26 protein-coding genes are annotated in these 26,500 nt (G+C 58.3%); all 26 read left to right on the plus strand.

Going from position 1 to position 26,500, the window contains the following annotated elements; genetic code table 11:
• The first annotated feature begins 36 nt into the window (after positions 1 to 36).
• The 26 genes from HPY71_10055 to HPY71_10180 all read left to right on the plus strand — a co-directional run bounded on the left by HPY71_10055 (position 37) and on the right by HPY71_10180 (position 26,475).
• A complete protein-coding gene (locus HPY71_10055) occupies positions 37 to 330 on the plus strand; it encodes a flagellar biosynthesis protein FlgJ (GenBank protein NPV53851.1) in 294 nt (97 codons plus the stop codon).
• A 124-nt stretch (positions 331 to 454) separates the two neighbouring features.
• Positions 455 to 769, plus strand: coding sequence for a flagellar biosynthesis anti-sigma factor FlgM (locus HPY71_10060; protein NPV53852.1), 315 nt, complete (start codon positions 455 to 457; stop codon positions 767 to 769).
• Between the two features lie 74 nt (positions 770 to 843).
• Positions 844 to 1,398 carry a hypothetical protein gene (locus HPY71_10065; GenBank protein NPV53853.1) on the plus strand — a complete coding sequence of 185 codons (555 nt, stop codon included), beginning with the start codon at positions 844 to 846 and terminating at the stop codon, positions 1,396 to 1,398.
• Entirely contained in the window at positions 1,365 to 2,783 is a 1,419-nt protein-coding gene (gene flgK, locus HPY71_10070; GenBank protein ID NPV53854.1) for a flagellar hook-associated protein FlgK, read from the plus strand. The genes HPY71_10065 and flgK overlap by 34 nt, the downstream gene beginning before the upstream one ends.
• Before the next feature lie 127 nt (positions 2,784 to 2,910).
• Positions 2,911 to 3,810 carry a flagellar hook-associated protein FlgL gene (flgL, locus tag HPY71_10075; GenBank protein NPV53855.1) on the plus strand — a complete coding sequence of 300 codons (900 nt, stop codon included), beginning with the start codon at positions 2,911 to 2,913 and terminating at the stop codon, positions 3,808 to 3,810.
• Positions 3,811 to 4,090: 280 nt separating this feature from the next.
• The gene (locus HPY71_10080; protein NPV53856.1) at positions 4,091 to 5,167 is read left to right on the plus strand and encodes an HD-GYP domain-containing protein; all 1,077 of its coding nucleotides are present in this window, start codon (positions 4,091 to 4,093) and stop codon (positions 5,165 to 5,167) included.
• Positions 5,168 to 5,357: 190 nt separating this feature from the next.
• A complete protein-coding gene (locus tag HPY71_10085; protein ID NPV53857.1) occupies positions 5,358 to 5,678 on the plus strand; it encodes a flagellar protein FliS in 321 nt (106 codons plus the stop codon).
• A 5-nt stretch (positions 5,679 to 5,683) separates the two neighbouring features.
• Positions 5,684 to 6,127 (plus strand): flagellar protein FlaG, encoded by a 444-nt coding sequence (locus HPY71_10090; protein ID NPV53858.1) that lies wholly within the window; start codon positions 5,684 to 5,686, stop codon positions 6,125 to 6,127.
• Between the two features lie 84 nt (positions 6,128 to 6,211).
• Complete coding sequence (gene fliD, locus HPY71_10095) at positions 6,212 to 7,657, plus strand: flagellar filament capping protein FliD (protein NPV53859.1); 1,446 nt, start codon at positions 6,212 to 6,214, stop codon at positions 7,655 to 7,657.
• Between the two features lies 1 nt (position 7,658).
• Positions 7,659 to 8,180 (plus strand): hypothetical protein, encoded by a 522-nt coding sequence (locus HPY71_10100; protein ID NPV53860.1) that lies wholly within the window; start codon positions 7,659 to 7,661, stop codon positions 8,178 to 8,180.
• Between the two features lie 179 nt (positions 8,181 to 8,359).
• Entirely contained in the window at positions 8,360 to 8,806 is a 447-nt protein-coding gene (locus tag HPY71_10105; GenBank protein NPV53861.1) for a hypothetical protein, read from the plus strand.
• 464 nt (positions 8,807 to 9,270) lie between these two features.
• On the plus strand, positions 9,271 to 10,806 hold the full coding sequence (locus tag HPY71_10110; protein NPV53862.1) for a sigma-54-dependent Fis family transcriptional regulator: 1,536 nt from the start codon (positions 9,271 to 9,273) through the stop codon (positions 10,804 to 10,806).
• 73 nt (positions 10,807 to 10,879) lie between these two features.
• A complete protein-coding gene (locus tag HPY71_10115) occupies positions 10,880 to 12,076 on the plus strand; it encodes a PAS domain S-box protein (protein ID NPV53863.1) in 1,197 nt (398 codons plus the stop codon).
• A 27-nt stretch (positions 12,077 to 12,103) separates the two neighbouring features.
• Positions 12,104 to 12,484: a hypothetical protein gene (locus HPY71_10120; protein ID NPV53864.1), complete on the plus strand. Its 381-nt coding sequence runs from the start codon at positions 12,104 to 12,106 to the stop codon at positions 12,482 to 12,484.
• 310 nt (positions 12,485 to 12,794) lie between these two features.
• The gene (gene hisZ, locus HPY71_10125; protein NPV53865.1) at positions 12,795 to 14,084 is read left to right on the plus strand and encodes an ATP phosphoribosyltransferase regulatory subunit; all 1,290 of its coding nucleotides are present in this window, start codon (positions 12,795 to 12,797) and stop codon (positions 14,082 to 14,084) included.
• Positions 14,085 to 14,137: 53 nt separating this feature from the next.
• Positions 14,138 to 14,821: an ATP phosphoribosyltransferase gene (locus HPY71_10130; protein ID NPV53866.1), complete on the plus strand. Its 684-nt coding sequence runs from the start codon at positions 14,138 to 14,140 to the stop codon at positions 14,819 to 14,821.
• On the plus strand, positions 14,790 to 16,070 hold the full coding sequence (gene hisD, locus HPY71_10135) for a histidinol dehydrogenase (GenBank protein ID NPV53867.1): 1,281 nt from the start codon (positions 14,790 to 14,792) through the stop codon (positions 16,068 to 16,070). The genes HPY71_10130 and hisD overlap by 32 nt, the downstream gene beginning before the upstream one ends.
• A 24-nt stretch (positions 16,071 to 16,094) precedes the next feature.
• Complete coding sequence (gene hisB / locus HPY71_10140) at positions 16,095 to 16,688, plus strand: imidazoleglycerol-phosphate dehydratase HisB (protein NPV53868.1); 594 nt, start codon at positions 16,095 to 16,097, stop codon at positions 16,686 to 16,688.
• Positions 16,689 to 16,803: 115 nt separating this feature from the next.
• Positions 16,804 to 17,415 (plus strand): imidazole glycerol phosphate synthase subunit HisH, encoded by a 612-nt coding sequence (hisH, locus tag HPY71_10145; GenBank protein ID NPV53869.1) that lies wholly within the window; start codon positions 16,804 to 16,806, stop codon positions 17,413 to 17,415.
• 30 nt (positions 17,416 to 17,445) lie between these two features.
• Positions 17,446 to 18,174, plus strand: a complete 729-nt coding sequence (gene hisA / locus HPY71_10150) for a 1-(5-phosphoribosyl)-5-[(5-phosphoribosylamino)methylideneamino]imidazole-4-carboxamide isomerase (GenBank protein ID NPV53870.1) — start codon at positions 17,446 to 17,448, stop codon at positions 18,172 to 18,174.
• Between the two features lie 64 nt (positions 18,175 to 18,238).
• The gene (hisF, locus tag HPY71_10155) at positions 18,239 to 19,012 is read left to right on the plus strand and encodes an imidazole glycerol phosphate synthase subunit HisF (GenBank protein ID NPV53871.1); all 774 of its coding nucleotides are present in this window, start codon (positions 18,239 to 18,241) and stop codon (positions 19,010 to 19,012) included.
• Positions 18,945 to 19,961 carry a phosphoribosyl-AMP cyclohydrolase gene (gene hisI, locus HPY71_10160; protein NPV53872.1) on the plus strand — a complete coding sequence of 339 codons (1,017 nt, stop codon included), beginning with the start codon at positions 18,945 to 18,947 and terminating at the stop codon, positions 19,959 to 19,961. Before hisF ends, hisI begins: the two co-directional genes overlap by 68 nt.
• Positions 19,962 to 20,013: 52 nt before the next feature.
• Positions 20,014 to 21,159, plus strand: a complete 1,146-nt coding sequence (locus HPY71_10165; protein NPV53873.1) for an alanine--glyoxylate aminotransferase family protein — start codon at positions 20,014 to 20,016, stop codon at positions 21,157 to 21,159.
• Positions 21,156 to 22,754, plus strand: a complete 1,599-nt coding sequence (locus HPY71_10170; GenBank protein NPV53874.1) for a phosphoglycerate dehydrogenase — start codon at positions 21,156 to 21,158, stop codon at positions 22,752 to 22,754. Before HPY71_10165 ends, HPY71_10170 begins: the two co-directional genes overlap by 4 nt.
• A gap of 239 nt (positions 22,755 to 22,993) precedes the next feature.
• Positions 22,994 to 24,457 (plus strand): DUF1015 domain-containing protein, encoded by a 1,464-nt coding sequence (locus HPY71_10175; protein NPV53875.1) that lies wholly within the window; start codon positions 22,994 to 22,996, stop codon positions 24,455 to 24,457.
• Between the two features lie 401 nt (positions 24,458 to 24,858).
• A complete protein-coding gene (locus HPY71_10180) occupies positions 24,859 to 26,475 on the plus strand; it encodes an MBL fold metallo-hydrolase (GenBank protein ID NPV53876.1) in 1,617 nt (538 codons plus the stop codon).
• Positions 26,476 to 26,500: the final 25 nt, after the last annotated feature.

Here is a 26,500-nt window from a genome sequence, read left to right on the forward strand (position 1 = left end):
TGGGCGGGACGGGCGGGGCAGGGGCCGGTCAGAGACATGCGGGCCCAGAATATACGGGCCATACAAGCGCGGCGCGGGCGTGACGATAAGGACGACAAGAAGCTCCGCGAGGCTTGCCAGGAGTTTGAGGCGATCTTCCTTGAATATATTCTCAAGGAGATGAGGGCCACCGTGCCCAAAGATGGCCTCTTTGGCGGGGGCCGGCCCGAGGAGTTTTTCACCAGTCTTCTTGATGAGAAGCTGGCGGAGGAGATGGCGAAGGGCAGGGGAATGGGCCTCGGTGAGGTGCTTTACCGGCAGTTTTCCAGCGCTGATAAACATCCACGATAAACATTTCCTAGCACGATAAACATTCACGACAAACACCCGCGCTAAACATCCGCCCGGTCATGCCGATAATAAAAATGGTGACATGGTTTGACATGGTTATCTATTTTCCGAAGGGGTGGCGGGTGTGAAGGTATCCAACGAGGTTATTCAGAGGCTCCTCCAGAGATATGCCGAGCAGGCCGGCCAGGCCGGGCAGGCCCCGGCCAGGAAGGGCCCGGATCATAAGAATGGTAATTCCCCGGCTGCAACGCCTGACGATGTTACGATATCAGGGCGGGCGAGAGAGCTTTACGCGGCGAAGCTCGCCTTGAAGGAGCGGGCACAGGCCGGCGTGGCTGGCGTGAGAGAGGAGAAGGTCCAGGAGCTGAAGGCGAGGATCGAGGCCGGCACTTACAACGTCAAAGGCGAGGCTATCGTCAATAAAATCCTGGGCCGGTGAATATGATGGTCCGATCACAAATAGAGGCACAAGGACGGGCCGAAACATGCGAGCCTATCGAGAGATGCAAGCCCATGGGTGATGAGGCCCCCGGTGGCGAGGCGCCGGTCATATTTGACGATGTCCTGGCTCTGTTGCATAGGGAGGTCGGGCTCTACCGCAGGATTCTCCAGCTTTGCGAGGAGGAGCAGGCGCTGCTCCTGGGTGGGGGCGGGGATGCCCTTATAAACCTCCTTGGTGAGCTCCAGGTGGCTGTAAATACCCTGCACCAGGTTTCGCGCAGGCGGATGTCCCTCGCAGGGCGCCTGGGGATCCACTGGAATGGAGAGGGTCAGGAGTGGAAGCAGGAGCAGTCTCAGGCTCAGCATCAGGATGGGCGAGCGCAGGCGCAGGGGCAGGCCCAGGCGCGGGATATGGCCGGGGCGCTGAAAGCCTTTACCGAGATAATCCAGCTGGTAGCGAAGATCGCCGAGGTGAACAGGGCAAATGAGCGGTTGATACAGGGCTCGCTCGAATATATTTCGTTCCTCGATAATTATGTCGGCGACGGTCCGGAGTTACTCAGGATGATTTACGCAGCAGGGGAGAGCCGGATATGCGACCAACATTCATTGGACTGGAAACGATGAGGCGGGCACTCCAGGCCCACCAGAAGGCCCTGGATGTAACGGGGCATAACATCGCCAACGCCGCGACCCCAGGTTATACACGCCAACAGGTTGAGCTTTCCGCAACGAGGCCTTATACCCCTCCCGGCATTGTCCGGCTTGTGCGGCCGGGCCAGATCGGGACGGGCGTCGAGGCTGCCCGGGTGCGACGGGTATTTGACGGGTTCATCGAGAACAGGATAAGATTGGCAAAGAGCGGGCTCGGTCGCTGGGACCAGCTCAAGGCCGCGATTGACGAGGTGAACGCCACCTTTAACGATCCCTCCGATGTCGGGTTGGGCGATGCCTTCTCCAGGTTTTGGAATGCCTGGCAGGAGCTGAGCAAGCGCCCTGACAGCGAGGCCGCGAGGGCGGTGCTCATCGAGGAGGCAGATGGGTTTTGCGCCATCCTGAACAGGGCGTCGAAGCGCCTCAACGATCTCATGCTGGACCTGGAATCATCCCTGAACGCCAAGGTGGATGAGGTCAATTCGCTGGGTCACGAGATCGCTGAGCTCAACGAGGAGATAGCCAAGATAAAGGTCACGGGAAACGAGCCCAATGACCTGATGGATAAGCGAGATATCGCCATCGCCCGGCTGGCCCAGATCGTAAATATCTCGACCTTTGAGGAGAAGGATGGGTCGATAAACGTGCAGATCGGCGGGGTGGACCTTGTGAGGCGCAGCAATGCGCACGAGATCAAGCTAAAACCGGGTTCTAGCCTGGCATCATCCACCGTTGTCTGGGCAAAAGATAATGCAGCCGTGAACATTACGGCCGGCGAGATGGCGGGCATACTCGAGGCTAGGGATGAGGCCGTGCCCGAATATCTCGGGAGGCTTGATAAGATCGCTGAAAAGGTTATAGCAGAGGTTAATTCCCTACATAAGACGGGATATGGTCTGGACGACACCACATTGCAGTCACGGGATTTTTTTGTTGGCACTAATGCAGGAAATATCAAGGTCAGCGATGATCTGAAGGCCGATCCCCGCAAGATCGCCGCGGCGGCGGTTCCCGAAGCCCCCGGGGATGGCGCTGTCGCCAAGGCGATTGCGGAGTTGAAAGACAAGCTCACGATGGGTGGTGACCCGCCAACCCTTACATTCACCGGCTACTACTCCGAGACCATTACGATGCTGGGCAACGAGGGGCAGACGGCAGAGCGGATGAGCGACATCGAGAAGCTCGCGCTCCAGCAGCACACAAACAGGAAGGAGAGCTTCTCGGGGGTCTCGGTCGACGAGGAGCTGGCGAATATGATGAAATACCAGCATGCATATAATGCCGCCGCCCGGATGGTCACCACCATCGATGAGATGCTCGATACTATAATCAACCGCACGGGCATCGTAGGCCGCTAAGTGTGATTTCGAAGATTATCGCCCCTGGGACGTGCTGGTAAATTGGCACAAATTAAGGAACCTGCACTTAGTGGACTAGTAGAACAGAAGGCCGACTTGCAACCGGATGGACAGGAGGCGCTGGGGAATGCGCGTTAGTAACAGCCTGCTCTTCAATACATTGATGACCGACATAGGGAATTTCGTATCGCGGATGGAGGACCTGCGCCAGCAGATCGCGACGGGCAAGAGCCTCCAGACGCCGGCGGACGACCCTCTCGGCGCTTCGAGGGCGGTGTCGATCCGGGCCCTCCTTGCGGGGGCCGAGCAATATGAGAAGAACATCCGCGACGCCCGCGATTGGCTCTACGCGACCGAGTCAGCCCTCAGCCACGTCGTGGACATTCTCACGACGGCCAAGGACAAGGCCCTCAAGGGGGCGAACGACACGCTATCCACTGACGCCCGGCAGGCCCTCGCCTACGAGGTTGGCCAGCTTTTTGACGAGCTTCTCGGGCGAGCGAACAGCCAGCACGAGGGCCGGTACCTCTTTGCGGGGCTGAAGACGGGAACGAAGCCATTCGAGGCGACCGGTGGGCCCCCGCCGACCGGGGCCATCTATAATGGGGACCAGGGAGTAAAAACGATAGACGCCGAGGACGGCTTCGTTGTGACGGTGAACGTTAAGGGCGAAGATGCTTTTATAAATGGTCAGGATCTCTTCGCCGCCCTTACCAAGCTCCAGAAAGACCTGCTTGACGGCAATTCCGCGGAGATCTCCTCGACCGACATAGCCAACCTCGACGCCGGTATCGACCATCTCTCCCAGATCATCGGGCAGATCGGGTCGCGCACGGCGCGCCTGGACCGCGCGGATGACAGGATCCAGGATGACAAGATCAAGCTCGCGGCGATGCTGTCCAAGGTCGAGGACTCGGACCTAGCTAAATCTATGGTGGCTCTTCAAATGCAGGAGGTTATATATAAGTCGGCGCTCGCCGCCGCGAGCCACGTAATCAGGCCAACTCTGCTGGATTTCCTGAGATAGACTCAAGCCCGAGTCAGTCTAATCGTAGTCGCGAAGCTCGGGATCAGCGCGCCTGATGGGGTGAGCATTGGGGAGTAAGAATTATAGAGAGGGAATATTCATGAAGGGAGAAAGCGGGAAAACGAGCCGGCTTCCCGGGAAACGGGGCGCAACGCAGGGACGACATAGAGGCGAGACGACGTGGAGCGCCACATGGAGCGCCGTATGAAGGCCCGGGGAGGGAGGCTCGTGGATAAGCTCGCTTTTTTCATGGGGAAGAGGGGTAAAAGTACCAAATAAAATGAGGATCGTAGCTACAGATAGGGCTGAGCCAGGCATGAGGCTTGGGAAATCGATATATGGCCCTGATGGGAAGTTGTTGCTGGGAATAGGGATAGAGCTTACGGACTACTACATTCAGAGGCTCCTGGATCTCGGCGTGTTCATGATATATGTTGATGATCCATTGACGCGGGATGTAGAGCTTGAGCCCGTAATAGATGAGGAAACGCGGCAGAAGGCCGTAAACGCGGTGAGGAAGGCCCTGCTCCTGGCAAGCGGGATGCTGAGGGATAGGAGGGGCGTTCTTGAGGCCTCAGGCTTGATCGAGGCCGTGGACATGATCGCCGATGAGCTCACGACCAAGAGGAGAACGCTTGTATCAGTTCTTGATTTGAAGTGTTATAACAGTTATACATATGAGCACTCGGTCAACTGCTGCGTCCTCGGCCTGATCGTGGGCATCAACCGGGGATATGACGAATTCAAACTTCGCAACCTGGGCCTGGGTCTCCTCCTTCATGACATCGGCAAGATGCTCGTCCCAAATGAGATATTGAATAAACCCGGCACCCTGGACCCGATCGAATTCAAACAGGTCATGGCGCACCCTCAGAACGGTTACAGACTCCTGACATATGATGATTCGATACCCCCTGTGGCACGCATAATATGCCTCCAGCACCATGAAAGGTGCGACGGCTCCGGCTACCCGCGAAACCTCGCGGGCGATTCCATCCATGAATTCTCGAAGATCGCAGCGGCCATCGATGTCTATGATGCCCTGACCTCCGACCGGGTTTACAGGAGGGCTTACAGGCCCCACCAGGCGGTGGCGTATATGAGGGCACAATCGAATCTCAGATTTGATCACCAGACCGTCCAGGGGCTGTTAAAGCATATAGCGCCTTACCCGATTGGCACAACCGTCAGGCTGACCACGGGCGATCAGGCTGTCGTCATAGCCATCAACGAAAGAATTCCCGACAGGCCCACGGTGCGCCTCTCCCAGGACGAATCGGGGCGGGATATCGAGTCTATCCAGGATATTGACCTAGGCAGGGAGCTGGGTGTGGATATACTCGAGGTCGTCAGTTGATTCCCTTAAACTCCTTCCGGAGGTTGCCGATATAATTAACGATAGGAACGAAACGATAGGTCAATGAAGGGCAGCAGGCAGGTCGATGATATCGATGATATAGAGGAGCGAGAGCGAGAGGAGCATGTCAGGAGGCGCAGATGCGATGAGCACGACCCCCAATCTAACGAGTCCATCCCTTAATCCGCTTATGTCCTATAGAGCACAGCAGGTCATGTCGGCGAGCCCCGAGAGGCTGGTCTTGATAGTCTATGACCAGGTCCTGGCCAGTTGCAAGGCCAGGGATGCGAAGAAGGCGAGCTCCGGGCTGGCGACATTGATCGATGCACTGGATTTTGACACCGGGGACGTGGCCTTGGGCCTTTTCAGGCTATACCGCTACGCGATGGAGAAGATAAAAGAGCAGAAGTTCGATGAGGCCGCCTCGATTATAAGATCGCTTCGCGATGCATGGTGCCAGGCTGCTTGCGGGTGCAGCGGGGCCGGTGAGTCCGGCGGACCCAGGGGGTGATGGGCGTGGATGTAAGAGATGTAAGACCCTTGCAAGGGGCGCAGGGACCCCTGCCTCCGGGAAGAAGCGATGAAGCGCCCCCTGCTGCCGGGCGGGCGCGTAGCCAGTCCGGCACCGGCGAGGCGGTCCCCCGGCCGGCTGCGGCTATGCCAGCTGCAGCTGCAGACATAGCTGGGGCTGGGGTAGGCGTCGCACCCGTAGCCGGGGCCGACCAGTCTGGAATGGATATGCTTCAAAGAGTGACGGAGGCCGTAAATTCGGTCATAAGCATCGTGAATACCCGGGTCACCTTCGAGGTACATAAGGAGACCGGACATGTCGTGATCAAGGTCATTGATATCGATACCGGCGAGGTCCTGCGGGAGATCCCGCCCAAGGAGCTTCTCGGGGTGATGACGAAGCTCGCCAAGCTGGTTCTGGCAGGCCTCCTGGTGGATGAGAAGCTCTAGACCAGGCCATAAGATTTAGTTCAAATCAAGACACCGGATTAGGCACGGATGGATCAGGCATCGGAATGAGCGAGGTGAAGAGAGATGAGCATTTCCTTGCCGTCTTTGATGACAGGCACATCCCAGCTGGATGAGCTCGTCAAGAGATACATCGAGCTCGAAAGCAAGCCACTTGATCGCTTGAAGCAGACCAGGAGCGATCTCGAGGTGAGGTCCGCGATGTTCACGGACCTGAAGGCCTCCCTTGCGGCTCTCGAGGGCAAGGCCAGGGAGCTTGCGGATGCGCCGACAAGCCTCATATTCGACCAGAGGCTCGCTGTATCGAGCGATGCAAATTTCCTGAGCGCCCAGGCGACCACCGCGGCGCTTAAAACAACCCACAGCATCTTCATTGAACGTGTCGCCACCGCCGATACGGTTGTTTCCAACCAGCTCGACAGCACGGGCACGACGATATCAGGGGCGGGCGCGGGGGTAAAGACGTTTGACCTCACCGTTGCCGGTGAGACGAAAACCATCAGCGTGACGGTCGCGGCAGGAGACACGGACGCGACGGTCCTGGCAAATATGGCCCAGGCGATAAACGATTCCGGGGCCAAAGTCAGGGCTGCCGTGGTGAGCGAGGTTGCGGGCAAGAGCCGGCTTGTGCTCACGAGCACGCTAACGGGCCAGGCCAACGCCATAACCCTTACAGAGGCGGGTGGCGCGGACAGCAACCTCCTGTCCCTCACGGGAACCAGCTCTTCTGTACAATCCACGGGGACGACCGGCGGTTACCTGGTCCCGCGTGCGAATCTTGATGCAAAGTTTTCTGTTGACGGGTTAACCTTCTACCGGTCGAGTAACGTAGTTGACGATGTATTAACGGGCGTCACGCTCACCTTGAAGGCTGCTCAGGCCACGGGCTCGGCCCCGCTTACCCTTGAGATAAAGCAGGATATCAGCGGGGCGAAGGCAAAGATACAGGCGTTTGTCGACCAGTACAATAAGACCCTCAAGTACCTGCAGGATAAGACCATAATCGATGCCGATGCCGGGATTCGAGGCCCGCTCGCAGGCGAGTTCGTGTTTTCGAATCTCAAGACCCGGCTTAGAACGCTGATCCAGGAGCCGGTTGCGGGGATGGTGGCGCCGGCTCCAACGAGCCTCTTCCAGATAGGAATAGAAGCGGATGATACCGGTGCACTTAAAATAGCCGATTCTTCCAAGCTGGAGGCGGCGCTATCATCTCAGCCCGGAGCTGTTGCCGATCTTTTCGGATCGACGGGCGGGGTCGCGGTGAAGCTGCGCGATCTCATGTCCTCCTTCGTAGAGGATGCGACGGGCATCGTCCCCAGGCAGCAGGAAGGCATCGGTGACAAGATAAGGGATATAGACAACCGCATCAAGGCCTTGCAGGAGAGGCTCGACCAGCGGGAGAAGGCTCTGAGACAGGAGTTTGCATCAATGCTGCAGGCGATGGCCATGTTGAACGCCCAGAGCGCCACGCTGAGAGGCTTTATGAATGCTGGAATTTCATGGGGTGTTTAATTTGCCAGTGACGGATAAAGACATCGGAGATGCCGGATCTGGGTATGACGGCAGGGCGACTGACAAGCTAGCTGAGAGGCGAGGTGCGCTCTTGAAAAGCTATGAGGAGGAGGCTGGTCTCTTGGGCGAGGTTTTGGAGTGTCTCGTCCATGAGAGGGTGCTGATCCAGCAGCGCAACATGGATGCGCTCATCGCCTCATTGAGGTCACGCGAGGCGATTCTTGGGGGGATCCGCCGCCTGCGGGAGGAACGCGCAGGGCTTATAGGGAGTCCCGGAGGAGATGAAGGCGATGCGGGAAATGACGCAGGGAGTGAGGATGAAAGGCTCAAGAGGATTGAGGGACATGTTGCGGCCATTTACCGGGAGATCATTGAGATCGACCAGGAAAACACCGGGATGTTATGGGAAAATAGAGATCGGATCGAGCTGGAGCTCCGCGCTATCTTGAAAGCCAGGGACATGGCGGGCGGATATGGCCTGCTTTCACGGCCTGGTCCGAGATTTATAGTTCGAGATCTATAGATTTATATCTATTATATCTATCTATTATATCTATAATAAATAAATAGAAATCTGCGGCCGGTCTTGATTTCTTGATTTAGGGACAGAACTATATGGAGTCTCACGATTTATATAAAGAGAATTGTTTATGGTGGGCAATGAGAAGATCGTATGGGCGATGCGATTGGTGGGGAAGAAGAATGAGGGGCGACCTCCGTTCGTCCGATCTGCGGGAGTATCTTGAGGAGGAAAAAGCTCAGAAGCTGGAGTATTGTAAGCAGCTTTTCCGGCTTTGCATCCTGCAGCGCGATTCCCTTGAATCAGGTGATATTGCCAGGGTCGCTGAGGTTATCATGCAAAAGCGCGACCTATTGAAAAGCCTGAGTCAGGCCGAGAACCGCATAGAGAGGATAGCAGGCAAGCTTATGAGCCTCGGTGAGGGATTGAGGTGCGATGATCCGTGTGATGGCCTTGATCACGAAATAGCTGCAATAATGAAAGAGGTCATGGCGCTTGAATATGAGAATCAAGCTTCTCTTGCGAGGAAGGCCACGGAGATGAGAATTCTCCCCGGGGAGAAGCGAAGGCGGCTTCGCAGGGTCAGCACATTCAATCCGCTGCGCGGCCGGGGGCTATCGGTTACATAGACGGTTACATGAGCATAGATACATACGCATACATAGATGATGCATAGTAGTGCTAGGTTGGCGATGGCCTGGCCTGGCGGCCCGGGCCAGGGTGGCTTGAGTTAAAACTCAAGGCTGTTATGAGACTATCGAGTAGGTTTGGTGAGAATTTTTAGTGAGGGTTCATGCCCTCTTTTTATTTTTACTCTTTTTTTGTGATCACTTCCTATCTCCTCCCTGCGCCTCCACAACGATTCCCCTATCCCTCAGTAATTCAGCTAGCTAGGGCTCTTCAGGTGTAATTTACGATTAATGGCGAATGGGGTGGGTCTGGACCGGGCAGATGGGTGGATGCCAGGGCAATGTAAATTCTATATGACTATATGGCGAGCAATATAACGAGTAAAATGATAATTTAACATCCTTTCCAGCACAGGAGGAATTTACATGATGGTGTCGAAAAAAATACAACATTAACGAGGCCGATGGATATCCCTGGCAGCTTGTGGCACGAGGAGGGGGATAGCTCCTTGGGCGCGTACCGGATACTTATTGTCGATGATGAGCCAAATATGCGGGGCGTGCTGTCGGATGTTTTAGCCGAGGAGGGCTATGAGGTTGCTGTCGCGAAAAACGGCAGCGAGGGCGCGGAGAAGGGCGTCACTGGCAGGTTTGATGTGATCGTGCTGGACCTCAAGCTTCCCGATTGCAGCGGGATAGATGTCCTTAAAAAGATCCGGAAGGGTAACCCCGAGACAGCGGTTATCATGATGACTGCGTTTTCATCCATTGAAACGGCAATCGAGGCGATGAAGCTCGGCGCCCATGATTATATAACCAAGCCGTTCAAGATAGATAAGTTCAAGGCGACTATTAAGAGCGCAATCAAGGCAACCGCGTGGACCCGGGTCAAGCCCGGGTTGAGCCCCTTTCGCAGGCTTCCCGAGACAGAGGAGGAGCTGGGGATTATAGGAAATACTCCGGCCATGAAGAGGGTGCTTGATATTGTCTCTTCAATCGCCCAGACCAACGCCACAGTTTTAATCTATGGCGAGAGCGGGACAGGTAAGGAATTGATAGCGAGGGCCATTCACCTTAAAAGCCCGCGCGCGTCGCGGCCATTGATCAAGGTGAGCTGCGCAGCGCTCCCTGAGAGCCTTCTTGAGAGCGAGCTGTTTGGCCACGAGAAAGGGGCCTTCACCAACGCTATCGCCACGAGGCCGGGCCGCTTTGAGCTAGCCGATACAGGCACGCTTTTTTTGGATGAGGTCGGCGAGATGAGCCCGAGCATGCAGGTGAAGCTGCTCAGGGTGCTGCAGGAACGCGAATTTGAGAGGGTTGGCGGGTCACACTCTATTAAGGTCGATGTGAGGATTATCGCCGCTACAAATAAGAATCTCCAGGAGGCGGTGCGCGCAGGCACCTTCAGGGAGGACCTGTATTATCGCTTGAGCGTCGTCCCTATATACCTGCCCCCGTTGCGTGAGCGCCAGGAGGATATCCCCCGCCTCGCTACGGCGTTTATGCATCGCTTCAGCCGCGAGACCGGCAATGAGGTCACCGGCATATCCAGCGAGGCTATGGCCGCCCTTATGGAGTATGATTGGCCGGGGAACGTCCGGGAACTTGAGAATTGCATAGAGAGGGCGGTTATATTCTCAAAGGGCGGGGTCATCGGGCCCGAGATCCTCTTTCTCAACTCTCCTGTTGTAAACGCCCCTGTTGCAGACGCCCCTAGCTCAAGCACATTGAGCAAGGGGGGAGCTACGAACAGCTCGGTAAGAGCCAGCGGGGGGCAAACTGGGCAGGCTGGGAGCCCTGAAGGGGGCGCCGGGTCTTCCTCATCCGCCCCCGGGACGGAATCAGAGGGGACGCGGAAGTCCCTTGAGGATGTGGAGCGAGAGCATATCGTCAGGGTTCTCAAGCAAACCAACCGCAACCGCACCGAGGCCGCAAAGATCCTGAAGATAACGCGCCGGACGTTATTGAATAAAATAAAGGAATATGGGATTACTGAGTAGCCTGAGCAGTTGCTGTCATTGCTGAGTAGTTGCAGCCGCATTAAAACTTGGTTCATCGGGTGGGTTTTCGTTGTTGCTGGACGAGGGAAACAAGGGATATAATGGTAAATACAATGGTAAATATAGCGACAAATACAGAGATAATATAATGGAGAGCCTCACCATCGGGGTTGCCGTTATCGACCGTAATCTCAGAGTCACCACCTGGAATGCATGTATGGAGCAGATGACGGGCATATCGAAGAAGGAGGCCCTGGGCGCGTATTACCCGAATTTGCTTCGTGAGCTCGTAATGGATGTGCCGGGCCAGCCCGGCCTGGATGGCGTGATATCTCGCGTGTTGCTGGACGGGGTTATTGAGGAGATACGGAATTTTAAGCAGAGGAGTCGCGATGGGGCAATCCTGGTGGTCCGCAAGAAGATATCGCCGATCAGGGATCTTGACGAAAAAGTTGCGGGCGTTATTATTATCTCCGAGGATGTAACGGAGAAGGTCCTGCTTGGCGAGCAATTGAGGCAGGCCGAAAAGCTCAAGGCTATAGGCGAGGTGGCCGCCAGCATCGCCCATGAGATAAACAACCCGATCGGTGTGATATCGGCATACGCTGAGCATCTCCTGGAGAAGCTGGCGAAGGCGTCACCCTCCCCTGGCGAGGAGTTCGCAAGGGCCCTGAGGGCAATTAATGAAGAGGCGGCTCGTTGCTCGGCGATCATCAAGAATTTGCTGGTTTTCGCTCGCCGGGCGAAGCTCGATCTGAAGCCCGTGGACCTCAAACAGCTTATCGAGGATGTTATATTCCTGGTAGGCAGGCAGGCGGAGCAGCAGTCGGTGGAGATTATTACATCTTTCCCCGACGGCCTGCCATGTGTGCTGGCAGACGCCATACAGCTGAAGCAGGTTTTTCTCAACTTGTCCATCAATGCGCTTCAGGCCATGCCTGGCGGGGGGCGGCTTTCTATAGAATGCATAGTTATCAAGGACCGGACGGTCCGGAGCAGGCCCGATACTGGGGTTAGAGGCCCAGGGAGCGTTGATGAGAATGAGAAGAGATATGTTCAGATAAAATTTAACGACACCGGGTGCGGGATTCCCGCGGAGAATATAGGTAAGGTCTTTACACCGTTTTTTACCACCAAGAATAGCGGGGTCGGCCTGGGGCTGGCCGTGAGCCATGGAATAGTGGAAAACCACGATGGCACCATATCGGTAGAAAGCGAGGAGAATGTGGGGACGACTTTCACCATTACACTTCCCCTCGGGCAGATATGAGCCCGGGCAGGTTGCGGGGATGGATGGATGAGGCAAGGGAATCAACCCGTGGATCAACAGGATGGAGGCGCTTCGGCCTTGGCCTCGAGCAAGAGATTGCGGGACCCGGATATCGAAAAGCTCTTTGAGGCGATTTTGTGCCTCGAGACTGTGGAGGATTGCTATAAATTCTTTGAGGATATCTGCACCGTCGCTGAGGTTAGATCCCTGGCCCAGAGGCTTGCCGTCGCCCGGATGCTGGATGAGGGCTATACATATACGGAGATCGCCGGAAAGACGGGGGCCAGCACCGCCACAATAAGCCGGGTCAAGAGGTTTCTCCTCTACGGCGCCGATGGTTATAAGCTGATCTTTGAGCGGCTTCGGCGCCGGGGCTTGATGGGGGATGGCCGTGGCCGGGATAAGTGAAGAGGATGGGATGGACGGGACAGGTAGGGGGGCTTGACACAGCCGCCCAGGGGTGATAGTATTTTTTTGGCGTTAATACGTTAATGCGTTACCTTGATAAAGCACCCGTGCGTGGTTTGGCCGCGGCTACGGTTTGCGCCGCGGTTTATCGCGGTTTATGATGTGGTTTGTGATATAATTGGACTCAAAGGGATTTGAGGGCCGGTTTCACACATTTCGGCGTTTAGCCACTTCGGCAAGCCGGCAAGTGGGCAAGTCGGCGCGACGCACGATCATGACACGGGTGCTCTGGAAGGGAGCAAGGTGCAGATTGATTGGTGTAAATAGGCCCGGGGCCGCCGTCCCGAGCGGCCTGCGCTATCTGGGCCCCCGGGAGGCCTTTCAGAAACGGAGCATTGAGGATCGCCTGGTGCAGGTCTTCACCCGGTGGGGGTTCTCCGAGATTGTAACCCCTACGATCGAATACTTCGATACGATCTCCGCCGGCACGGGCGAGCGGCTAAAGGACCGGATGTACAGGTTCCTGGACAGGACCGGCCAGATCATTGTGTTGAGGCCGGATATTACCACCCCCATAGCCCATTTCGCCGCAACGGAGCTACGCGACGAGCCCAGACCCCTGCGCCTGTTTTACCTCGGCAGCGTATTCCGGGCGGGGAGCCCGCAGACCGGCGTGCGACAGGAATCCTACCAGGCCGGGGCCGAGATCATAGGGGCATCGGGGAGCGCCGCCGATGCGGAGGTGATTGCCCTTGCCATTCAATGCCTCAGGGACGTGGGCCTGCAAGGCTTCAGGGTGGGAATAGGGCATGCCGGCATCATAGATTACATATCGGAGCAGGCCGGCCTCGACCCGGGGCAGGAGGGCCTCATCAGGGATGCGCTCGCCAGGCACGATTTCGTCGCCCTGCGTGAGGTGGCCGGCTCGCTCAACCTGCCCCCTGACAAGCTTGAATGGCTTTTGACCATCCCGGCGCTTCGTGGGAAGGGCGAGGTCCTGGAGGCGGCGCGCTCCCTCTGCTCATCCCCACCCGGTGCCGGTGGCCAGCCAGGCACGGAGCTGGGCGCGGAAAGGAGCGGGGACGGGGGTGTCGAGGTGCTCCATAGCCTCGGCGCGATCCTGGGGAATCTCGAATCAAGGGGGCTGGGCGAGTTTGTCGACATCGATCTGGGCCTTGTTCGGGATCTGGATTATTATACAGGCATAATCTTCGAGGCATATGCCTACGGCGTCGGGAGGCCAGTCTGCGGGGGCGGGCGCTATGATCATCTCCTGGAGAAATTCGGCGCGGGCGAGCCGGCGACGGGATTTGCGGTGGATATCGAGGGCCTGGTGTCGGCGCTCGCGGCCTCGCCAGTAACGTCACCGGTGGCGTCGCCGGCAGGGGGCCCGGACTATTTCGTGATACCGGAGAGCGAGGCGGCCTCGATCGCGGCAGCCCGGTTGGCGGCGGCCCTGAGGGATGGGGGACACTCTGTGGAGCTTGAGATCATCGGGAGGGGTGTTGAAGGGGCCATCGATTATGGTTTGAGGCGCAAGGTCGGTAAAATCGTCATCGTGGATGAGGATGGCAGAATGAAAAATCAAAGTGGGATGTAAAGTGGGATGTAAAGCGGGATGATGCAGGGATGAATACAGGGACGAATACAGGGATGGAAGACGTAATGAACATCGCGCTGCCCAAAGGGCGGCTGCTGGCATATGTTGTTCCCCTCCTGGAGGGCGCCGGGATCAATTGTTCCGAGGTCACCGAGGGCTCGCGCAAGCTCGTCCTGGTGGATGAGGCGAGCCGTACGAGGCTTTTCCTGATGAGGCCGGCTGATGTCCTCACCTATGTGGAACAGGGCGCCTGTGATGTCGGCATTGTCGGGAAGGACCTGATCCTCGAGGAGAAGCGGGATGTTTGCGAGCTCGTCGACCTTGGGTTTGGGTTTTGCCGCTTCGTCCTCGCCGCGCCGCGGGGTGTCGGTGAGAAGAGGCCGCCGCTGCGGGGTAGCCTCAGGGTGGCGACGAAGTTCCCTCGTGTTGCGGGTGAGTACTTCCAGCGAAAGGGCGTCAGAGCTGAAATTATAAAGCTCCATGGGTCGGTGGAGCTCGCTCCGCTCGCGGGGCTCGCCGAGATGATTGTGGATATCACATCGACAGGCCAGACGCTTGCTGAGAACGACCTCGTGGTCCTGGATGAGATCGCAACGGCCACGGCCCGCCTTGTCGCAAACAGGGTGAGCTTTCGTCTGAAATCCGCCAGGATCAATGACCTGGTTTCGAAGATACAGGAGACACTGGCAAAGGCGGGGGAGAGGAATGCGAATCTGGTCAGCGCCGGAATTTCGTGAAAAGCTTATGACATGGCGCGGCGGGGGATTCCTCGGCGGCATCGAGGAGGAGGTCCGGCCGGTCATATCCGACGTGTTTGCCCGTGGCGATGACGCCGTTATCGATTACACGTTCAGGTTTGATAGGGCATCCATCACGCGCGAGACGATGATCGTGAGCCGTGTCGAGATGGAGGCCGCCAGGGCCAGGCTACCGGGTGATCTCCTCGAAGCCCTGGAGTTTGCCAGCGAGAGGATCAGGGCCTTTCACGAGCTCCAGCGCGCCAGGTCGCTGATGACAGCGCTCCCCGATGGGACCCTGCTAGGGAGGATTTATAGGCCCCTGGGCCGGGTCGGGGTCTATGTGCCTGGCGGGAAGGCCACCTACCCATCCTCGGTCCTGATGAATTGTATCCCCGCGAGGGTTGCCGGGGTTGAAGAGATCATAATGTGCACTCCGCCCTCGCGCGATGGCGCGGTGGCGGATGCTGTGCTGGTCGCAGCCGACCTCGCAGGCGTGACGAGGGTTATAAGGGTAGGTGGGCCCCAGGCGATCGCGGCCATGGCATGCGGCACGGGGGCGATCCCGAAGGTGGACAAGATAGTGGGGCCCGGAGGGGCTTACGTAACGGCTGCAAAGAGGCTGGTGTGGGGCCTCGTGGATATAGATATGCTGGCTGGCCCGAGCGAGATCATGATAATCGCGGATGAGGATGCAGATGAGGACTTCGTCGCCGCTGACCTCGTGTCACAGGCCGAGCATGATGCGCTGGCTCAGGCAATCCTGGTCACGCCAAGCCGGGGGTTGGCTCATGCCATCATCGAGAGGGTGGCGGAGATGCTCAAAGGCTTCGAGAGGCGGGGCATAGCAGAGAAGGCGCTGGAGGATTACGGCGCCGTGGTCCTTGTCTCCGGGATGGATGAGGCTGTCGAGCTCGCGAACCTTTACGCGCCGGAACACCTCTCGCTGCAGGTGAGGGATGGATTTAGCCTGCTCGGGAGGATTCATAACGCCGGGTCGATCTTTGTCGGCCCATATTCGCCTGTGCCGGCCGGGGACTACGCCGCCGGCCCCAACCACGTGTTGCCGACGGGCGGCACGGCCCGGTTCGGGTCAGCCCTCGGGGTTGAGGCCTTTATGAAGGCTTCCAATGTCATTGCATGCTCGAGGGACGGCCTCCGCGCCATATCAGAGGCTGTATGTACCATTGCCGGGGCTGAGGGACTGGTGGGCCATGCGGCCGCGATCAGGGCCAGGCTTAAATCTTAAACCAACCTGGAGGTGACCTGTGGGATGGAGAGGAAGGCGGAGGTTACACGCAAGACCCTCGAGACGGATATTGAGGTCGCATTGAACCTGGATGGGGCGGGGTCATCGAGCGTGGATACTGGGGTGGGTTTCTTTAACCACATGCTCACCCTTTTCGCGAAACACGGGCTCTTCGATATTTCGGTGAGGGCAAGGGGCGACCTGGAGGTCGATGCCCACCATACAGTTGAGGATACGGGAATCTGCCTCGGGAGGGCCTTTGCGGAGGCCCTTGGCGACAAGCAGGGGATCGAGCGTTACGGGGAGGCGCAGGTCCCGATGGACGAGGCGCTGGCCTGCGTGATCGTGGATATATCAGGCCGCCCTTTTCTGGTCTTCAACATCCCTTCAGCCCTGTCGTCGGGGAAGGTGGGGAACTTTGACCTCGAGCTTGTTGAGGAGTTCTTCAGGGCTTTTGCAGTGAACGCCGGCGTCACGCTCCATATAAACGTTCCTTACGGCCGAAATGCTCACCACATGGTTGAGGCAATATTCAAGGCGGCGGGCAGGGCCATGTCACTGGCAGTCCGGATTTCACCGAGGGTCCAGGGCGTGCTCTCCACTAAAGGCCTGCTGTGATCCAGGGGTTGCGGGTTGTGATTCGTGGGTTATGACTCACGCCTCGCTTAATTCACAGGTAAGAGGCGATTCACAGGTCGCTGACGTTGATCGAGGGGGATTTTACGTGGCTCGCATGATTGCAATTGTTGACTATGGGATGGGGAATCTCAGGAGCGTGCAGAAGGGGTTCGAATCCGCCGGCGCCACAGTGGTGGTTACGTCCGACCCGGGGGTGATCCGCGGGGCTGCCGCTGTGGTGGTGCCCGGGGTGGGCGCATTCCACAAGGCTATGATGAATATCCGCCCGGCCCTGGAGGAGCCAATACTCGAGGCCGTAGAGGCGGGGAAGCCCTTCCTGGGGATCTGCCTTGGATTCCAGCTGCTTTTCTCGGTGGGCCTTGAAGGAGGTCCGACCCGGGGCCTTGACCTCATCGGCGGGGAGGTCCGGAGGTTCTCGCCCTCATCTGGCGTGAGGGTGCCTCACATCGGTTGGAATCAGCTTCGCATCCTGCGGGAATCGCCGGTCACCTCAGGCATTCCCGATGGTTCTTATGTATACTTCGCCCACTCATTTCGCGCCTTCCCCGGGGACTGGGGGGTCGTGGTGGCTGAGACGGAATATGGGGAGATCTTCCCATCTGTGGTGCAGAAGGGGAATGTGTTCGGGCTGCAATTTCATCCCGAGAAGAGCAGCCAGGTGGGGCTCAGGATGCTGAGGAATTTTGTGAGCCTATTGAATTCATAGGCATATAGAAGAATCCGGGGGTAGGAGGGAATGATCGTAATTCCGGCGATAGACATAAAGGGCGGTAGGTGCGTAAGGCTCCTGCAGGGGAGATTCGAGGCCGAGACCGTATTCTCGCACGACCCCGTCCAGGTGGCATCGGGATGGCAGGCGCGCGGGGCCCAGCTCCTGCACGTGGTGGACCTGGATGGGGCGAAGGACGGGTCTCCCGTGAATCTCCCGGTGGTGGAGAGGCTGCTCCGCGAGGTGGGGGTTCCCGTGCAGGTGGGCGGGGGAATCCGTTCTGCGGAAACCGCGAGGGCCCTTTTTGGCATGGGCGCGAGCCGGGTCATCCTGGGGTCGGCTGCTCTCGACAGCCCGCAGCTCATTTCCGATTTGTGCCGGGAGTTCGGTGATAGGGTGCTCGTATCCATTGACGCGCGGGACGGGCTGGTGGCCACCCACGGGTGGCAGACGATGGAATCCAAGCCCGCGGCGGAGCTGGCCCGCGAGGTGAGGGAGCTGGGCGTGCGTGAGGTCGTGTTCACTGATATAGCGCGCGACGGTGCCCTTCAGGGCGTGAACGTCGAGGCGACGCTGGCCATTGCGCGGACGGGGATAAGGGTCATCGCCTCCGGCGGCGTAACCTCCCTTGAAGACGTGAGGCGCCTGGCCACCCTGGAGGGAGAGGGCATCGTGGGCGTAATCATCGGGCGGGCGCTCTATTCGGGGAATATAGATTTCGGAGAGGCCGTAGAGGTTGCGGCTGCGCGTGCGTGACCCTATACTGCGGCGCGGCGGCGGACGCGATCAGTGCGGTCAGAGGAGAAGGGGAACGGATGAGATGCTGAGCAAGAGACTGATTCCATGCCTGGATGTTCTTGCAGGCCGGGTTGTCAAGGGTGTGAACTTCGTGTCCCTGCGCGATGCCGGCGATCCGGTCGAGCTCGCCGGGCTCTACGACAGCGAGGGTGCGGATGAGCTTGTCTTCCTTGATATTACGGCGTCGGCCGAGGAGCGGTCGATCATGCTTGATGTAGTGCGGCGTACTGCGGAGCGGGTCTTCATCCCGTTCACCGTGGGCGGTGGTATCAGGGGGATAGAGGATGTCCGGGATATTCTGAATGCGGGGGCTGACAAGGTCTCATTGAACACCGCCGCGGTCTTGAACCCCGGGATCATCACAGAGGGCGCTGAGAGGTTCGGGAGCCAGTGCATCGTGGTGGCGATAGACGCCCGGGCGCGGCGCAGCGAGACCGGTGGTTTCTGCGGCTGGGAGGTCACGACCCACGGCGGCCGCCGGCCGGCCGGCCTCGATGCTGTTGAGTGGGCGAGGCGGGTCTACCAACTCGGAGCGGGGGAGATCCTCCTGACGAGCATGGACAGGGACGGGACCTGTGATGGCTATGATATAGAGTTGACGGCTGCGATCGCGGATGCCGTCGACATCCCCGTCATAGCCTCGGGGGGCGCTGGGAGCCTCGAGCATTTCAAGGAGGTCTTTGTGAGCGGCAAGGCCGATGCGGCGCTTGCGGCGTCGGTGTTTCATTATGGGCAATTCCGGATCAGCCAGGTCAAGGAGTATTTGCGGCAGGCCGGGATACCGGTGCGGCGCTAGGGCTTTGCTTTATAATCGAGAAGGAAGGTCGAGTTTCGTGCAGAATGCTAGGGATGATAGAGACAATAACGAGAAGCCTGTTTCATGGATCGACTGCCTGAGATTCTCCGGCCATGGCGAAGACCGCCTTGTGCCTGCCATCATACAGGATGCTATAAGCCTCAAGGTGCTGATGCTGGGGTATATGAACAGGGAGGCCATCGAGAGAACGCTCGAGACCGGCAAGACGTGGTTCTGGAGCCGGTCGCGGAGGCGCCTGTGGCAGAAGGGGGAGACGTCCGGGCATTTCCAGCTGGTCCGCGAGATCCTGGTTGATTGCGATTCTGACTCGCTGCTCCTGAAGGTGGACCAGGTGGGTGGGGCCTGCCATGAGGGGTATGACTCTTGCTTCTACAGGCGCGTGAGGGGTGGGGGCGGGGTTGAGATCGTGGGGCAAAAGGTATTCGAGCCGGGGGAGGTTTACGCCGGTTCCCCGAGCGCTCCGGGTTCTTCGGGCGCTCCGAGCGCTCTGGGCGCTCCGGATGTTGCGGGCGCTCCGGGTGCCCAGCCCGATGCGAGCGGCGGCGATGGCGCTGGTGCCCCCGCAGCCGGCAGAGGGATCATAGAGGAGCTATGCAGGGTCATAGATGAGCGGCGTGCGAACCCGTCGCCGGATTCATACACGGCCAGGCTCTTTCAGCGCGGGCACGATGTGATTCTAAAAAAAATTGGCGAGGAAGCAGGAGAGGTTATAATCGCCTCGAAGAATAAAGAAATAGGCCAAATAGTTTATGAAACGGCCGATCTACTATTCCACACGCTGGTCATGCTGAGATTTCATGGCATAGAATTCGACGATATCCTTCGCGAGCTGCGAAGGAGGCGCAAACCGGGGCCTGCAGGGCAAGCAGGTGAACGATCGGGTGAACTGGGCGGAGGAGGGCCTGGTGCACCGGAGCCGGCCCGGTGACAGCGAGATGCCAGGTTTCCAGGTTGTGGATGAGCAAGGGGGTTTCACGGCAATGTTTCGAGATAAGCAGCATTTGAGGATCCCTGGCCCGACGCCGGTCCCGCCGGGGGCCTTGAGCGCGTCGGCGCGTCCCATGATCAACCATAGAGGCGATGAATTCAGGAAGCTGCTTGAAGAGGTAACCCGGGGGCTGCAGGGGGTCTTCCAGACCAGGAATGATGTTCTGATATTGACCACATCGGGGACGGGAGGGCTCGAGGCCGCGGTCTCCAATCTGCTCTCGCCCGGCGAGAAGGCGCTCGTTGCAAGCTGCGGCGCCTTCGGTGACAGGGTCGCGGATATCGCCAGGGCATACGGGGTTGATGTAGTAAAATCCGAGGTGGAATGGGGCAGGGCCAGCGAGCCGGGCGATGTCGACAGGCTCCTGAGCCAGAGCCCCGATATCAAGGTAGTCTTTGTCACCCATAATGAGACCTCTACGGGCGTGGAGAATGATGTGAAGGCGCTCGCCTCCGTGGCGAGGGCCCACGACGCTCTTGTTGTTGTCGATGCGGTCAGCTCGCTCGGATCAGTCAATCTCGAGACGGATGCCTGGGGGGTCGATGTCGTGGTGACCGCTTCCCAGAAGGGCCTCATGACACCGCCTGGCCTCGCTTTCGTGAGCGTGAGCGAGCGCGCGTGGGAGAAGGTCGCATCCGCAAGATGCCCGAGGTTCTACTTCGACCTGGTTAAGGCCCGGACCTTCGCCCAGAGGTGGGAAAACCCCTTCACGCCGGCAGTCTCGCTGCTTCAGGCTCTGAGGGACGCCCTCTCCGCTATCGAGGCGGAGGGCCTTGCCGCGGTGTTCGCCCGGCATGCCAGGGTGGCCTCTGCTGTGCGCGCAGGCATAAAGGCTCTCGGGCTCGGGCTGCTCGCGGGCGATGAGTGCGCGTCCAAGACGGTCACCGCGGTGACGCCGCCGGGCGGGATCGATGCGGATGAATTCCGGAAGCTCCTCAAATCAAATTATGGCGTGATCCTCGCGGGCGGGCAGGGCAAGCTCAAGGGGAAGATATTCCGCATCGCCCATATGGGCTACATGGACGAGCTCGACATGGTCGCGGCCATGGCCGCGCTGGAGATGGGCCTCGCCAGGAAGGGTTACCCCGTCAAGCTCGGTTCAGGTGTTGCCGCTCTCGAGGAGGTTCTCATGCGATGATGAAGGTGCTTGTTTGTGACCCTATAGCGGAACAGGGAATCGAAAGGCTCCGCCAGGAGAGCGATATCGAGGTTACGGTGGCCACGGGCCTGCCCCGGGAGGAGCTCATCGCCTGCGTGCCGGCGTATGATGCCCTTATAGTCAGGAGCGAGACAAAGGTCACCCGCGAGGTGCTGGAGGCTGGGACGAACCTGAAGGCGGTCGGGCGCGCGGGGGTCGGGGTCGATAACATCGATATAGACGCCGCGACAAAGCGGGGCGTGGTCGTTCTCAATGCCCCGGAGGGCAATACCATCGCCGCGGTTGAGCATACGATAGCCATGCTCATGTCGCTCGCACGGAATATACCCCAGGCTCACGCCTCGCTCAAGGCGGGGAAGTGGAATCGCAAGGCGTTCATGGGGGTGCAGGTCGACGGCAAGACGCTTGGGGTCATCGGGCTGGGCCGGATTGGAAGCGAGGTCGCCCGGCGCATGCACGCCCTCGGGATGCATGCCCTGGGCTTTGACCCGTTCGTCGCCCCCGAGCGCTGCACCGAGCTGGGCATAGAGATTGTTGACCTCCCGCGGCTGTTCTCCTCAGCGGATTTCATCACTGTCCATGTGCCCATGACAAAAGAGACCCGCCATATGATAGGGGCGAAGGAATTCGCGCAGATGAAGGACGGGGTCAGGGTCATAAACTGCGCGCGGGGAGGCGTCATTGACGAGCAGGCTCTCTATGACGCCGTCAAAAGCGGGAAGGTGGCGGGCGCCGCGCTCGACGTCTTCGAGCAGGAGCCCCTCGAGGAATCCCCGCTCCTGGAGCTCGACCAGGTTATCGTGACGCCGCACCTTGGGGCTTCAACTGAAGAGGCCCAGATAAACGTGGCGATGCACATCGCCGAGGAGATCATCAAGGTTCTGAAGGGCGATTTTTTCAAGAATGCGGTAAATGTCCCCTCGGTGCCTCCCGCGCTTCTCGCTAAATTAAAGCCCTTTATGCCCCTGGCCGAGAGCCTTGGCCGGCTCTATACAGAGCTCGCAGTGGGCGGGCACGGGCGGATCGAGGTTATATACAGGGGGCTGCTGGCGGAACAGGATGTAGCCTTGCTGACCACGGCGGTCCTGAAGGGCGTTCTCGATCCAATACTCCAGGAGAAGCTCAACCTCGTCAACGCGCGGTTTGTCGCAAGCGAGCGCGGCATAAGGGTCGCGGAGGTAAAGGAGCGGGATGGGGACAGGTACCCCGCCGTCATAGAGGTGCGCGGGGAGACGGATGAGGGAATCAGGTCCGTGGCCGGGTGCCTCGGCGAGAATGGCCTGTCCAGACTCGTGCGGATCAATGACTACCCGCTTGACCTCGTCCCGTCAGGGTATATGCTGGTTATAGACTACGCGGACAGGCCGGGCGTGATTGGCAGGGTTGGAACCATTCTCGGGCGCAATAATATAAATATCGCCTATATGCAGGTCGGCAGGAAATCCGCAGGTGGACAGGCTGTTATGGTTCTCGGCATCGATGATCCTGCCTCGGGCGATGTCCTCGCTGAGGTCGCGCGCGTGCCGGAGGTTACAAGGGTCAGGCCCGTGGAGTGGTGGCAGGCGCAGCAGTGACACGGGCGCTATAGCGCGCAGGAACTGCACTATAGCGGCACAGGAACCATAGTGACGCAAGCACTGTAGCGACGTAAGCACTGTGGTGATGCGGGCACCACCGGGCGTATTGTAGGTTAGGTATTCGCATCGCCGGCGTCACCGGGCATATTTGAAGGTGTATAGGGCGTATAAGTTGTATAAAGTGTATATGTAAGGTGTATATGGAGGCATCTGGAAAGGAGATAAAAAACAGTTTCATGGCAGAGATCGTGCCTTTCAGGGGCATATTCTACAATCTTGATAGGATTGGTGATGCTGAGAAGGTAGTAACGCCGCCTTATGATGTGATAAGCGCCGAGGAACAGGAGATGTACTACGGGCGCAGCGACTACAATATAATTCGCCTCATCCTTGGAAAGGAATTCGAAGGCGACAATGAGGTAAATAACAGGTATACTAGGGCCGCTGCGTTTTATAATGGGTGGCGGGACGAAGGCATCCTGGTGGAGGATTCGTCGCCGGCCCTTTATGTCTATGAGCAGGATTATATTATAAATACGGGCATAGGCCCGAGTACGGGCATGAGCCGGGACGTGGACGGGGATGCGGGCGCAGGCGGGGGACCCAGGAAGAAGGTCACCGGCGTGATCGGTGCAGTCAAGCTCGAGGAGTTTGACAAGGGCGTGATCCTGCCCCATGAGGATACGCTGCCCGGCCCAAAACAGGACAGGTTGGAGCTCATGAGGGCGACGGGGGCGAACTTCTCGCCCATTTTTGCGCTCTACTCTGATGCCGAGCGGCGCGTCGATAGGCTGATTCAACAGATCACACAGACCCTTCCCCGCATAGATATGATCGATGGGGCCGGGACGCGGCACAGGCTTTGGTCGATCTCCAACCCGGGGCTCATATACCTGATCGTCAAGGAGTTCCGCAGGAAACAGCTGTTCATCGCCGATGGTCATCACCGTTACGAGACTGCGCTTGTCTACAGGAATGAAATGAGGCGCAGGGCTAATAGCGAGAAGGATCTGGCGTCGGTGGAAGCTGGCTGGGGAGCTCCTTACGAGTACATCATGATGTTGCTGGTGAACATGGATACCGAGGGCCTTACCGTGCTGCCGACGCACAGGCTCATCGGCGATGCACCTGAGCTCCATGAATATATCGACTCTGCCGGCGGTAGCCCTGAATCTGGAGCTAGAGCTGGAGCTGGACCCGGGGCTATCGCTGAGAAGCTTGCCGGGCTGGTGGGCCCGGTTTTCAACCTCCGGACGTTTGATGACCTGGAGGGCGCCCTCGATGAAATGAGCAGGGCCCGTGCGTTTATATGTTATTTCGGCCATAAGCAGTATTGCCTTCTAACCATGAGGGATGATGAGGTCACCTCGAGGCGGGTCGGCGATATATTCGACGCGGCGGGGGTCACGCAGAGGCTGAGGCGAGAACTGGATGTCGCTATACTCCATGTAGTTCTCCTCGGGCATTTCTTCAGCATCTCCGATGAATCATTCAAACAGCGAGGAGCTTACACGAGAGATGCGGCGGAGGCGATAAGGCTGGTTGATGAAGGCAAGTTCAAGGCCGCCTTCCTTGTAAACCCGACCAGGCTCGACCAGATAGCAGCTATCGCGAGCGCGGGTGAGAAGATGCCGCAGAAGTCGACCTACTTCTATCCCAAGCCTCTTACCGGGCTTGTGATACGGAGCCTTATCCGCTGATGCCATTCGCCCTATTATTTATTACTGCGCGGAGTTAGAGCTAAATTTAAGTGCTAGTTCCTTAATTTGCGCCAGTTTACCAGCACGTCCCAGGGGTTGCCGGTGTTGCGCTCCGGGGACGGCGCGCTTGCGGCGCGCCTCCGTTGAAATTTGGCGCGAGGGCCCTGCCAAATTTCAAAGGCCCCGTCACGCAAGCACCGGCAACCCCTGGAAAAGCGGCAATAACTTTCGAATTCAAACTTAGGACTAAGACTAGGGCTCGGGGTACCGTGCTGGTAAACTAGCAGAAATTAAGGAACCTACACTTAGGGCTGGATTTGGAGCTGAATCCGGGTAAATATGCGATAGATGAGCCAAATATATGGTAGCTCAGCATCAAGATTTAAGGAGCCGGGATTTGAATGGAATTGAAATTCATCGGGGCAGCCAGGACGGTTACGGGTTCATGCTACCTGCTGGAGCTGGAAAAGACGAGGATCATGGTTGATTGCGGCATGTTCCAGGGGATAAGGGAATTGAGGGTGTTGAATTACTCGGATTTCCCCTTTGACCCGCGCGGTATCGATTTCCTGCTCCTCACCCACGCGCATATCGATCATAGCGGGCTCATCCCCCGGCTTTGCAAGAAGGGTTTCAAGGGCCGGATCATATCCACGGAGGCAACGCGGGACCTGTGCGGCATAATGCTCCCGGATAGCGGCCACATCCAGGAACTCGAGGCGGAGTGGCACGGGCGCAAGGGTGAAAGGGTGGGAGAGCCTCACACCGAGCCCCTCTACACTGCGGACGATGCCGAGAAGAGCCTGGGGCTTTTCAACCCCGTCCCGCTTGACAAGATGATCGACTTGAATAGCGAGGTGTCCGTGAGGTTCAGGGAAGCGGGGCATATACTCGGTTCCTCCATTATCGAGCTCTGGGCCCATAGCGGGGAGGCGCGCCGGAAGATTGTATTCTCGGGGGATCTGGGGTGCGTGAACCAGCCGGTCATCCGGGACCCGGCCTTCGTCGCGGACGCTGATACCCTGCTGGTGGAGTCGACCTACGGGAACAGGGTTCATGAAGACCGCCTCATCAGGATCGCAAAGCTCAGGGATACCGTAAACCGGACCATGGAGCGCGGCGGCAACCTCATAATCCCTGCGTTCGCGGTGGCCAGGACGCAGGATGTATTATATGAGTTGTCGCGCCTCATGGCGGAGGGCGATGTGCCACCGCTCAAGGTTTACATAGACAGCCCCCTTGCGGTGGCCGCGACCGAGATTTTCGAACGCCACAAGGAATCATACGATGTAGAGACGCGGGAACTCATCGAGGCCGGACGTGACCCATTTGATTTCCCGGGCCTCACCTTCATCCAATCCACGGAGGAATCCAGGGCCCTCAATGAGATAAAGAGCGGGGCCGTGATAATCTCGGCGAGCGGCATGTGCGACTTCGGCCGGATCAAGCACCACCTCAAACACAATCTCTGGAGGCCTGAATCCACTATCCTGTTTGTTGGATTCCAGGCCAGGGGCACCCTGGGGAGACGGCTGCAGGAGGGGGAGAAGCTCGTCAGGATCTTCAACGAGGAGGTTGCAGTGAAGGCTGAGATCGTGTCCATAGATGGGTTCTCCAGCCATGCAGATAAAGAGGCCCTTCTTTACTGGGTGAAGAATTTCAGATCGCTGCCCGAGAGGATCTTCGTCGTGCACGGCGAGGAGGAGGCCTCCAATGAATTCGCCTCCACCCTCCGCGAGACGCTTGGGGCCTGGACCTATGTGCCCGAACGGGGTGATGTTATTGACCTCGAGACGGGCAAGATCGTATCCGAGGCCAGGGCGGTGGATATCGCCGGTCAAGAGGCCGAGCTTCTGGAGAGCGAGAAGGAGCTGCAGGATATCCTGGGCGTGCTCGCCGTCAGGATGAAGGAGTGGAGGGCGGGCCGGGACGTAAAGGCATTGAGCGAGACGAACCGGAGGCTGCGTGAGTTGATCCGCAATGCCCGCGACTTGATACATGAGGCGGGCTCACGGTAGGGATTCTATCTCCCCCATTCTCCCT

It is taken from the genome of Bacillota bacterium (assembly GCA_013178125.1).
Lineage (GTDB): Bacteria > Bacillota > SHA-98 > Ch115 > JABLXJ01 > JABLXL01.

What these genes read in the sequence shown, in the direction of transcription:
- HPY71_10080 (NPV53856.1), top strand. Translation starts at nt 4,091, where the DNA reads ATGAGGATCGTAGCTACAGATAGGGCTGAGCCAGGCATGAGGCTTGGG.
- HPY71_10130 (NPV53866.1), top strand. Translation starts at nt 14,138, where the DNA reads ATGGAAGACGTAATGAACATCGCGCTGCCCAAAGGGCGGCTGCTGGCA.
- HPY71_10170 (NPV53874.1), top strand. Translation starts at nt 21,156, where the DNA reads ATGATGAAGGTGCTTGTTTGTGACCCTATAGCGGAACAGGGAATCGAA.
- hisH (NPV53869.1), top strand. Translation starts at nt 16,804, where the DNA reads ATGATTGCAATTGTTGACTATGGGATGGGGAATCTCAGGAGCGTGCAG.
- hisA (NPV53870.1), top strand. Translation starts at nt 17,446, where the DNA reads ATGATCGTAATTCCGGCGATAGACATAAAGGGCGGTAGGTGCGTAAGG.
- hisD (NPV53867.1), top strand. Translation starts at nt 14,790, where the DNA reads ATGCGAATCTGGTCAGCGCCGGAATTTCGTGAAAAGCTTATGACATGG.
- hisF (NPV53871.1), top strand. Translation starts at nt 18,239, where the DNA reads ATGCTGAGCAAGAGACTGATTCCATGCCTGGATGTTCTTGCAGGCCGG.
- flgL (NPV53855.1), top strand. Translation starts at nt 2,911, where the DNA reads ATGCGCGTTAGTAACAGCCTGCTCTTCAATACATTGATGACCGACATA.
- HPY71_10085 (NPV53857.1), top strand. Translation starts at nt 5,358, where the DNA reads ATGTCCTATAGAGCACAGCAGGTCATGTCGGCGAGCCCCGAGAGGCTG.
- HPY71_10065 (NPV53853.1), top strand. Translation starts at nt 844, where the DNA reads ATGGGTGATGAGGCCCCCGGTGGCGAGGCGCCGGTCATATTTGACGAT.
- HPY71_10120 (NPV53864.1), top strand. Translation starts at nt 12,104, where the DNA reads ATGAGGCAAGGGAATCAACCCGTGGATCAACAGGATGGAGGCGCTTCG.
- hisB (NPV53868.1), top strand. Translation starts at nt 16,095, where the DNA reads ATGGAGAGGAAGGCGGAGGTTACACGCAAGACCCTCGAGACGGATATT.
- HPY71_10175 (NPV53875.1), top strand. Translation starts at nt 22,994, where the DNA reads ATGGCAGAGATCGTGCCTTTCAGGGGCATATTCTACAATCTTGATAGG.
- fliD (NPV53859.1), top strand. Translation starts at nt 6,212, where the DNA reads ATGAGCATTTCCTTGCCGTCTTTGATGACAGGCACATCCCAGCTGGAT.
- flgK (NPV53854.1), top strand. Translation starts at nt 1,365, where the DNA reads ATGCGACCAACATTCATTGGACTGGAAACGATGAGGCGGGCACTCCAG.
- HPY71_10180 (NPV53876.1), top strand. Translation starts at nt 24,859, where the DNA reads ATGGAATTGAAATTCATCGGGGCAGCCAGGACGGTTACGGGTTCATGC.
- HPY71_10165 (NPV53873.1), top strand. Translation starts at nt 20,014, where the DNA reads ATGTTTCGAGATAAGCAGCATTTGAGGATCCCTGGCCCGACGCCGGTC.
- HPY71_10105 (NPV53861.1), top strand. Translation starts at nt 8,360, where the DNA reads ATGAGGGGCGACCTCCGTTCGTCCGATCTGCGGGAGTATCTTGAGGAG.
- HPY71_10110 (NPV53862.1), top strand. Translation starts at nt 9,271, where the DNA reads ATGGATATCCCTGGCAGCTTGTGGCACGAGGAGGGGGATAGCTCCTTG.
- HPY71_10055 (NPV53851.1), top strand. Translation starts at nt 37, where the DNA reads ATGCGGGCCCAGAATATACGGGCCATACAAGCGCGGCGCGGGCGTGAC.
- hisI (NPV53872.1), top strand. Translation starts at nt 18,945, where the DNA reads ATGGGCAATTCCGGATCAGCCAGGTCAAGGAGTATTTGCGGCAGGCCG.